Source organism: Agrobacterium sp. (genome assembly GCF_032092815.1).
Taxonomy (GTDB): domain Bacteria; phylum Pseudomonadota; class Alphaproteobacteria; order Rhizobiales; family Rhizobiaceae; genus Agrobacterium.
Genome location: NZ_DAMDBP010000021.1, coordinates 40,009 through 42,464 on the forward strand (window position 1 = coordinate 40,009; position 2,456 = coordinate 42,464).

The window sequence follows — 2,456 nt, forward strand, 5'->3', positions numbered from 1 at the left end:
ACAATCTCTCGGTGGTCAATCCGCAAAGTGCAGCTGACGTGCGCGGCGCCAGCATCACCATCGCCACGTTTTCTCAAGAAATGGCCGAGACCGACAAGCAGATCAAGAAACTGCTGTTTGGTCACATCTACCGCCATCCGGAGATCATGCGCGTTCGCGCCGGTGCCACACAGATCGTCTGTGATCTGTTCAAACGCTACATGCAGGACCCCAAGGAAATGCAGAGCCATTACTGGGTCGATCACATCGCTGGCCTCAGCGAAGCGCAGCTTGCGCGGCATGTGGGGGATTACCTTGCAGGCATGACGGACAGTTATGCACTGAAGGCGCACCAGCGATTGTTTGACCATACCCCCGATTTGCGATAGGCAGCGCCTCAACTTCTTTAACCATGGATACGGATGGAAACCCGTTCGCGCAGGTGGATGCAATGAACCTTTTTGCCGACTTCGATACCAGAATCAAAAACGCGCTCGAAACGATCGATATCGTGAAAGACAACCGCGCAGCCGTTGATTTCGGCCGAGTAACCGTTGAAGCTCCGCGCGATGCAAGCCATGGCGACGTTGCCACCAATGCAGCCATGGTGCTGGCCAAGCCGCTTGGCACCAACCCGCGCGCGCTGGCGGAAATCATCGTTGAAAAGCTTAAAGGCGAACCAGACGTTGCTGATGTGAATGTTGCCGGTCCCGGCTTCATCAACATCAAGGTCTCCGTTGGTTACTGGCAGCGTCTGCTGTCGGCCATGGTTGTGGCTGGCACCGATTTCGGCCGCTCGACAATGGGTGAGGGCCACAAGGTCAACGTTGAATATGTCTCGGCAAACCCGACGGGTCCGATGCATGTTGGCCATTGCCGTGGCGCCGTTGTCGGTGACACGCTGGCAAACCTGTTGTCCTTTGCCGGTTACGACGTGACCAAGGAATATTACATCAACGATGCCGGTTCGCAGATCGATGTTCTGGCCCGTTCCGTGTTCCTGCGGTACCGCGAAGCACTGGGTGAGGAGGTTGGTGACATTCCAGCCGGTCTCTACCCTGGCGATTACCTCGTTCCAGTCGGCCGTGAACTGGCCGATGAATACGGCATCAAGCTGCGCGCCATGCCGGAAGAAAAATGGATGCCGATCATCAAGGAAAAGGCCATTTCCTCGATGATGGCGATGATCCGTGAGGATCTGCAGGCGCTGAACGTCAAGCATGATGTGTTCTATTCCGAGCGCACCCTGCATGCCGGCAATGCCGGTCCTATTCTTTCTGCCATCAATGACCTGACCTTCAAGGGCCACGTCTACAAGGGCACACTGCCGCCACCAAAGGGTCAGTTGCCGGAAGACTGGGAAGACCGCGAACAGACCTTGTTCCGCTCCACCGAAGTGGGCGATGACATGGACCGTCCACTGATCAAGTCGGATGGCAGCTATACCTATTTTGCGGCCGACGTTGCTTACTTCAAGGACAAGTTCGACCGTGGCTTTACAGAAATGGTCTATGTGCTGGGCGCAGACCATGGCGGCTACGTAAAGCGCCTTGAGGCGGTTGCACGTGCGGTTTCCGAGGGTAAGTCCAAGCTGACCGTGCTTCTGTGCCAGTTGGTCAAGCTGTTCCGTGATGGTGAGCCGGTCAAGATGTCGAAGCGCTCCGGTGACTTCATCACCCTGCGCGATGTTGTGGATGAAGTTGGCCGTGATCCGGTTCGCTTCATGATGCTCTATCGCAAGAATTCAGAGCCGCTAGACTTCGATTTTGCCAAGGTAACCGAACAGTCGAAAGACAATCCGGTATTTTATGTGCAGTATGCGCATGCACGTTGCATGTCGGTCTTCCGTCAGGCGAAAGAGGCGTTTCCAGACCTCGATGCCAGCACGGCTGATCTGGCCGCCGGTTCTGCATTGATCAGCGATGTCAATGAGTTGCAGCTTATTGCCAAGCTCGCGGAATACCCGCGTCTGATCGAGTCTGCCGCGTCCTCGCAAGAGCCGCACAGGCTGGCGTTTTACCTCTATGATCTTGCAAGTTCCTTCCATGGACACTGGAATAAAGGCAAAGATCAGCCGGAATTACGATTTGTTAACGATAAAAACCGAGAATTAAGCGTTGCCAGACTTGGGCTGGTGAATGCTGTCGCGAATGTTTTGAAGTCCGGACTGGCCCTCGTAGGGGCCGATGCACCGGCTGAAATGCGCTAAAGCGTCACCATTTACCCACAATGCGCTGGCAAAAGCCGTAATGCGTAGATAGTGGAACGTGAAATGGTCGAGAAAAACGCCGCGTACAATCGAGACACTCGGAGTGAAGTGTTCGCCGAGGATGATCCCTTGGCGGAACTGACCCGTATTGTCGGTTTCGATGAACGTCCTTCACATGTCGTTCCTCTTGCTGCGCAGAAACCTGCGCAGCAGGTTGAAAGACGGGAACCGGAATTCAATCTTGAAGACGAGCTTCTGCGCGAATTCG

2 protein-coding genes and 1 pseudogene are annotated in these 2,456 nt (G+C 55.0%); all 3 read left to right on the forward strand.

Annotated elements, in window-relative coordinates; genetic code table 11:
- Window positions 1–368 (forward strand): annotated as a pseudogene (locus RT613_RS14040) (deoxyguanosinetriphosphate triphosphohydrolase); the annotation flags it as partial.
- A gap of 62 nt (window positions 369–430) precedes the next feature.
- Window positions 431–2,188 carry an arginine--tRNA ligase gene (argS, locus tag RT613_RS14045; RefSeq protein ID WP_313616237.1) on the forward strand — a complete coding sequence of 586 codons (1,758 nt, stop codon included), beginning with the start codon at window positions 431–433 and terminating at the stop codon, window positions 2,186–2,188.
- A 63-nt stretch (window positions 2,189–2,251) separates the two neighbouring features.
- Window positions 2,252–2,456, forward strand: a 205-nt coding sequence (locus RT613_RS14050; protein WP_313616239.1) for a hypothetical protein, incomplete at its 3' end; no start/stop codon positions are given.

Coding starts and splice junctions, on each gene's coding strand:
- argS (WP_313616237.1), top strand. CDS start 431: ATGAACCTTTTTGCCGACTTCGATACCAGAATCAAAAACGCGCTCGAA.